Raw genomic sequence first — 7,112 nt, forward strand, 5'->3', positions numbered from 1 at the left:
CTGCGACCCCCATCGCCCCGACCCCGGCCACGCCGATGCCGGTCATCGAGCCGATCTCCGTCGGGATGCTGAAGGCCGAGGACGGCCCGGTCAGCTTCGTCGTCACCCTGGATCGCCAGAACCAGAAGCTGATCATCGCCCCCATCTCCGGCGCGCCCGAGGGTCATTCGTTCGAGATGTGGATGCTCCCCGACGGCTCCACGCCGGTCTCCATGGGCGTGATGGACGGTGCCGAGGTCGTGGTCATCGACGCCGCCCGCCTGCTGGGCGTCAACCCCGACAACCCGCCGGCCCTTGCCGTCTCCGTCGAACCGAAGGGCGGCTCGACCACCGGCCTTCCCACCGGCCCGGTCATCGCCAGCGGGGCGCTGCAGCCGGTTTAGGGCCACGTCCCAATCCGCTCATCCCGGCGAAAGCCGGGACCCAGTGCTTTGGGGGATCAGTGGTGGTGATCGGATGCAGAAGTTTACCCGGGCGGCGGTGCTCAATCCATAACTAGGTCCCGGCTTTCGCCGGGATGAGCGGGGTTGGGACTAAGCCACCCACCCGTGCCGCCGCCCGAAGCGCAGCGCGATCTCGGGCCAGGTGTCGGCGGGCTTGCCGGCGATCAGGCGCACCCCGAACCCGTGGCCGCCTTCCTCGTACAGATGGGCCTCGGCCGGCACCTTGGCGCGCCGCAGGGCCGAGAGCAGGTTCAGACTGTTCTCGACAACCACCGACGCATCGTCGATCGCATGGATCAGCCACACCGGCGGTGCCCCCGACCAGTCCATCTCCTCCAGCGAATAGGCCTTGATCCGCTCGGCCGAAGGCGCGGCCCCCAGAAGTTGCTCGCGCGATCCCGCATGGACGAACGGATCGGCCATGGTCGCGACCGGATACATCAGGATGCTGAAATCGGGCCGCAACGACACCGCGTCATGGGCGTCCACCGGCGCATAGGCCGCCGTCGCCTCGGCCGTCGCCCAGCCCGCCAGATGCCCCCCGGCCGAGGCCCCCAGCACCGCCACCCTCGCAGGGTCCAGCCCGAACTCGGCCGCCCGCGACCGCACCATCCGCACCGCCCTCTGCGCGTCCTGCAAAGGTGCCTCGGCCCCGGCCGCCCAGCCGTCGGCCGGCAGGCGGTAGCGCAGCACGAAACAGGTCACGCCGGCCTCGGCGAACACCCGCGCGACGTCGAACCCCTCCTTGTCCACGACCGACCAGCGATAGCCCCCACCGGGGATCAGGACCATCGACGCCCCGTTCGGCGTGATCGGCCGCATGACCGTCAGGATCGGATCGGTCGTGTACTGGGCGAACCGGTCATGAAAGGCGGGGTCGGTCGAGCGTTCGGTGACGACCGGCGTGACCGTGACCCGCTCCCCGCCCGGCGCGCCGTCCGGCCACAGTTTCCACACCTCGGTCGGGTCCGGCGGTGCCAGCAGGGGCCTTGGCGTCATCTGGGCCAGGGCGGACGGCGCAGAGATCCCGCCGGTGACGGCGGCGGCAAATCCGAACAGGCTGCGGCGGTCGATCCTCATGGGCTCAGGTTCCGGGCTGGATATAGGGGACACGGCTGAAGAAGGCCCGCTCATCCCCGCGCGGGTCGTCGGCCATCCGGGCGGTGGTGTCGAACACCATGGTCTGGCGCCGCGTCAGGTCGTAGCGCGTCCAGTCCGGCAGGCTCGCATGGTTGGGATCGCCCGTCCGGGCCAGGGACGCGAAGGCCCCGCTCATCAGATCGGCCGCTCCTTGCGCCTCCGCCGCCGCCACACCTGAGGATGGCGCCCCCGACCCCGGTGCGGCGACATTGTCGAACACCAGGGGGATGTCGGCGGTGTGATAGGCACCCTTCCTGCCGTTGGACAGACTGGCCTTGAAGTCGAGCTGATAGACCCAGGCGCCCCTGCCGGCCCCCGCCGCCGCCGTCGCGGCCCGCACCTCCGCCTCGATCACCGCCCCGCGCCACGATCGACCGGCGGTCGTGGCGGCGATGAGCACCTGATCGGGCGACAGCTCAGGGTGGCTCTGGCGATACCAGGCGATCACCGTCTCGGGCTGGATGTCGATCCTCAACTGTTCGGGCGTCAGCCGCCCGACCAGCGTATGCCAGGTCAGGTTGGCGTTGGCCGGGTCGTTGCCGAGGAAGGCCAGGGTCTCGTCGTGGGTATTGCCGATGATCATCGGCATCGACGCCGACTGCGGTGCCGCGTCCGGATAGAAGGGGTGGCGGTGGAGCACCACGTCATCCATCACCGGCCCCATATAGAGCCCGCTGCCGGTCAGGATCGGATCGCGTGCCGAGGTGCCTTCCAGCAGCTTTTCCCACGGCATGGTGGCCAGCTCGCCGATCCGCTCGACCGGCAGGTCCATCGCCGCCAGCCAGGCCTGGGTCCGGCGCGTGGCGTTGATCGGCCCCGACGCCGTGACCTGCTGGCCGCTCATGGTCGCGGCGGTGTGGAACAGGCCCGCCGCCGCCGGTGTCGCCATCAAGGTCGCGATCTTGGCCCCGCCGCCCGACTGGCCGAACACCATGACCCTGCCCGGATCACCGCCGAAGGCCGCGATATTGTCCCTGACCCATTGCAGGGCCAGGATCAGGTCCAACTGACCCGCATTGCCCGACGACCCGAACCCGGGTGCCAGCCGCGCCAGGAAGGCATAGCCGAAAACGTTCAGCCGGTGGTTCAGGGTGACGACGACCACGTCCTGACGCCGCGCCAGCCGCGTCCCGTCATACAGCGGGTCCGAGCCCGAGCCGTTGGAATAGGCCCCGCCGTGGATATAGACCATGACCGGCCGCTTCTCGCCGTCGAGCCCCGGCGTCCAGACGTTGAGGAACAGACAGTCCTCTGACGCGGGCACATCGGGACGGCCCTGCGGTGCCGATGCCCCATAGGCGAGCGTCTCGACCGGATCGGTCCAGGGCGACGGGGGGGCAGGGGGCTGGAACCGGCGCTGGGCCGTGTCGGCACCGTAGCGCACGCCCTTGAACACCGAGACGTCGCCGTCGCGCCCACCGATGATCGGCCCATGGGTGGTGCGCACCGTCGGGGCTGCGGTCTGTCCCAGGGACAGGCGGGGCAGGGCGGTGATGGCGGCCCCTGCGGCGGCGGCCAGCGCCAGACCTCGTCGCGTCATCATCGTGCCATCACACCCATTCCGCTCATCCCCGCGAAAGCGGGGACCCAGTGCTTTGGGCGATGAAAAGGAGAGTCAGCAACTGAACTCAATCCCATGCGCCGGGCCTCACTTAAGAACTGGGTCCCCGCTTTCGCGGAGATGAGCGGATTAAAGCAGCGGGCTTCAGACCTTGGCCGGTGCGTACTTCGGCGACAGCAGGTGGATGACCAGCAGGGCCACCAGATAGGCCGAGGCGGCGACGATGAAGATCGGCGTATAGCTGCCGATCTTGTCCAGCACGTATCCGGCGTACTTGGCCATGGCCATGCCGCCGAAGCCGCCGATCATGCCGCCGATGCCGACGACAGATCCCACCGCCGAGCGCGGGAAGACGTCTCCCGGCATGGCGTACAGGTTGGCCGAGAAGCCCTGGTGGGCCGCTGTGGCGATGCCGATGACCAGAACCGCCAGCCACATGTTGTCGATGTTGCCGGCAAAGGCGACCGGCAGGACGGCGATGGCGCAGATCAGCATCGTCAGCTTGCGCGCGACGTTCAGGCTCATGCCACGCTTCAGGAACTGGCCGGACAGCCAACCGCCGCCCACCGAACCCACGTCCGACAGCAGATAGATGGCGATCAGCGGCGGGCCGAACGTCAGGATGTTCAGATCGTAAGTCTTCTGCAGGAAGCCCGGCAGCCAGAACAGGAAGAACCACCAGATCGGATCGATCAGAAACTTGCCCAGGGCATAGGCCCAGGTTTCACGAACCGTCAGCAGCTTCAGCCAGCCGATCTTGTGCACCGGATCGGGCGCGTCCTGGGCGATCCAGGCCAGTTCGGCGGGGGTGACCTTGGAATGCTCGCTCGGGCGCTTGTAGACGGCGAACCAGATCGGTACCCAGATGAAGCCCGCGACGCCGACGATGATCAGGGCCATCTGCCAGTTCGGCTCGGCAACCGTGCCCAGCCAGATGGAGGCGATGAACGGGATGATCAGCGGCGTGATGATCGCGCCGATGTTGGTGCCGGCGTTGAAGATGCCCACGGCAAAGGCGCGTTCCTTCTTGGGGAACCACTCGGTCACGGCCTTGATCCCGGCCGGGAAGCCGCCGCCCTCACCGATGCCCAGCGCCACACGGGCGAAGATGGCGGTGTTCAGGCTTCGGATGCCGGCGTGGGCGATGAAGGCGAGCTGCCAGATGATGAAGGCGATCCCGAAGCCCCACCGGGCCCCGATCTTGTCCACCAGCCTGCCCCACACGAGATAGGACACGGCGTATGATGCCTGGAACCAGAAGACGATGTCGGCATAGTTGGTCTCGGTCCAGCCGAACTCGTCCATCAGGGTCGGCTTCAGGACGCCCAGCGCCTGCCGATCGACGTAGTTGATCACCATGGCCGCGAACAGCAGCCAGACCACGACCCAGCGGTATTTGCCCGGCGGCGGGGCGACGATCTGGACGGGCTCGGGCCCCGGTCCGCGAGTGGGGGCGGTGGTGTCGGTCATGATGGCCGTTCCTGTACTCTGTTCCTGACGCGTCCCGACCTTTGTCTGTCGGGTTGGCGCCGGTGTTGATGCCTTAAGTCTTCGCCTTGACGACGGTGCCGCGAATCTCGCCCACGCCCTGGAAGTCGCAGACGAAGTCGCTGCCGCTGTAGATTCTGTGTACGCCCGTCACGGCGCCGGTCGAGACCAGGATACCGGCGGTCAGGGGCCGGCCGCGCCGTGCCCCGTGCTCCAGCAGGAAGCGGACCGATTCCATGGCCCCGCCTTGCAGGGAGGGCGAGCCGCCGGTTCCGACCGATACGCCGTCGATCGTGGTCTCGACCGTGATCGCGTCCAGCCGGTCGCGCCAGTCGTCCAGTTCCGGCCCGACGAAGACGCCGGCGTTGTTGCCGAAATCCGAGGCGACGATGGGCGGCCCCAGGTCGTTGATGGCAGCCAGGGGGCTGCCGGCGATTTCGATCCCGATGAAGACGGCGTCGACGGCGGCCGTGGCCTCCTCGATCGTCCAGTCGGTCTTGGCGGGATCGACACCCTCGCCGATGCGGGCGATGAATTCGGCCTCGACGGCACAGAAGCCGCCCTCGATGGCACCGACGGTCACGGGGCCGTCGACCGGCCATTCGTTGCGCGCGAAGATCGGACCCGCCAGACGGTGGGTGCCCAGTTTCTCTTGCAGGGCAGGGCCCACGCCGCCCACCTTCCAGCCGATGATCCGGTCCGGATACAGGCCGATGGCGATCTCCTGGATCGCATAGCCTTCGGCCATGGTCGTCGGCAGGACGCCCGGATAGTCAGGCGTGGCCCGTGACGCCAGGCGTGCGGAGACGAACGCCTCGGCCACGGCGGCTGCGCTCGATTCGTGGATCGGCTCGGCCGTCATGCGCGGCTCTTGTGCTGGATGCGGATCACTTAGGCGTTCCCTCGTTCTTGGGCGGGATATGACCGGCGAAGGAAACCGGTGTCAATCGGCTTTCACAATCCGGGTTGGCGTCAACGCGCCGTCGCGGCTATGCCATGCGTCGGACTTATCCAGAGACGCCGACGTGACAGACGATCCGCACCCGATGAAGCCGGGCAAGCGCGCCACCATCAACGACGTGGCCCGGATCGCCCGGGTCTCCAAGAAGACGGTATCGCGCGTCATCAACCAGTCGCCCCTGGTGCGCGAGGAGACGCGCACTCGGGTCAACGAGGTGATCGCCGAACTGGGCTTTACCCCGGACCCCCAGGCGCGGGGCCTCGCCTTCCGCCGGTCCTTCCTGGTCGGGCTGATCTACGACAACCCCAGCCCCACCTATGTGGTCAACATGCAGCAGGGCGTCCTGGACGCGCTGAAGGGCTCGGGGCTCGAACTCGTCGTCCACCCCTGCAACCGCTATTCCGACACCCTGGTCGAGGACATTCGCGGCTTTGTCGAGCGCCAGCGGCTGTTCGGCGTCATCATGCCGCCGTCGGTGTCCGAGGACGAGCGGGTCATCGCCCTGCTGCGTGATCTCGACTGCCCCTATGTCCGGATCGCCTCGGTGTCGCTGGACGAGCCGGGCGTCATGGTGGTGACCAACGACCATCTGGGTGCTGCCGAGGCGGCGCATCGCCTGGCCGACCTGGGCCACAAGCGAATCGGCCTGGTGCGCGGGCCCAGCCTGTTCCGGTCGGCCGCGGTGCGCGGCGGCGGCTTCCGCGACGCCTTGGCCGAACGGGGCATTCCGATGGACCCGGCCTATGAGTACGAGGGCGCCTATACCTACGAATCGGGCGTCGAGGCGGGTCACGCCCTGCTGTCGATGAAGGAGCCGCCGACGGCCATCTTCAGCCTGAACGACGACATGGCCATCGGGGTCATGCAGGCGGCGCGCGAGCGGGGGCTGGAACTGCCGCGAGACCTGTCCGTCGTCGGCTTTGACGACCTGCCCATGGCCCAGCGCATCTGGCCCAATCTGACGACCGTCCGTCTGCCGATCCGCGACATGGGCCGGATGGCGGCCGAGAAACTGCTGGCACCCTTGCGCGGCGTCGACCCGGCCAAGCTGAACCAGCCCGAGGTTCGCCCCTCGCTGGTCATCCGCAAGTCCGACATCCCCGCCTGAACGAACGACGCCCGCCGTCGGTGCGACAGCGGGCGTCAGTCTTCGGTCGATTTCAGTCTCAGGCCGGTTGCAGCGCCGGCGAGGTGGCGACCACGCCCTTGATGTAGTCGCGGATGGCCGTGTCGGTCGCGTTGGCGAAGAAATACTCCTGGAACTTCTCACCGGCGACGGCGGCCTTCAGCAGGTCCTGGTCGACGGTCTTCAGAACCGTGATCATGTCGTGGCAGGTGACGGCCTTCAGGTTTTTCAGGATGCCGCGGTTGGTGGCCATGATCTGGGCGCGTTCCTTGGGATAGCCCAGGCCGCGCTCGCCCTCGAACAGCTTGCGATAGACGTCCTGCAGGTTCAGCTCGGCCGCCCAGCCAAAGCCCTTGGCATAGGGCATGGAGATGGCGTTGCCGTCGTTGATCT

6 protein-coding genes and 1 pseudogene are annotated in these 7,112 nt (G+C 67.9%); 2 read left to right on the forward strand and 5 right to left on the reverse strand.

The genetic code is table 11. The annotated features are described in order from the left end of the window. The coding region (locus JHC99_RS16240; protein ID WP_292155620.1) for an anti-sigma factor at window positions 1–383 on the forward strand (383 nt) is incomplete at its 5' end. Window positions 384–533: 150 nt separating this feature from the next. Here JHC99_RS16240 and JHC99_RS16245 read toward each other — a convergent pair. From JHC99_RS16245 to JHC99_RS16260, 4 genes are all read right to left on the reverse strand, one after another. Further along, complete coding sequence (locus tag JHC99_RS16245; protein WP_292155623.1) at window positions 534–1,523, reverse strand: alpha/beta hydrolase; 990 nt, start codon at window positions 1,521–1,523, stop codon at window positions 534–536. 4 nt (window positions 1,524–1,527) lie between these two features. Next, window positions 1,528–3,123, reverse strand: coding sequence for a carboxylesterase/lipase family protein (locus JHC99_RS16250; protein ID WP_366927849.1), 1,596 nt, complete (start codon window positions 3,121–3,123; stop codon window positions 1,528–1,530). A 165-nt stretch (window positions 3,124–3,288) separates the two neighbouring features. Then, a complete protein-coding gene (locus tag JHC99_RS16255; protein WP_292155626.1) occupies window positions 3,289–4,614 on the reverse strand; it encodes an MFS transporter in 1,326 nt (441 codons plus the stop codon). 73 nt (window positions 4,615–4,687) lie between these two features. Beyond that, window positions 4,688–5,494: a 2-keto-4-pentenoate hydratase gene (locus tag JHC99_RS16260; RefSeq protein WP_292155627.1), complete on the reverse strand. Its 807-nt coding sequence runs from the start codon at window positions 5,492–5,494 to the stop codon at window positions 4,688–4,690. A gap of 184 nt (window positions 5,495–5,678) precedes the next feature. Here JHC99_RS16260 and JHC99_RS16265 point away from each other — a divergent pair, with 184 nt between their 5' ends. Next, the gene (locus JHC99_RS16265; RefSeq protein ID WP_292155629.1) at window positions 5,679–6,701 is read left to right on the forward strand and encodes a LacI family DNA-binding transcriptional regulator; all 1,023 of its coding nucleotides are present in this window, start codon (window positions 5,679–5,681) and stop codon (window positions 6,699–6,701) included. 58 nt (window positions 6,702–6,759) lie between these two features. Here JHC99_RS16265 and JHC99_RS16270 read toward each other — a convergent pair. Then, a pseudogene (locus JHC99_RS16270) lies at window positions 6,760–7,112 on the reverse strand (hypothetical protein); the annotation flags it as partial.

Origin of the sequence: Brevundimonas sp., assembly GCF_016463485.1 — a bacterium.
Lineage (GTDB): Bacteria > Pseudomonadota > Alphaproteobacteria > Caulobacterales > Caulobacteraceae > Brevundimonas.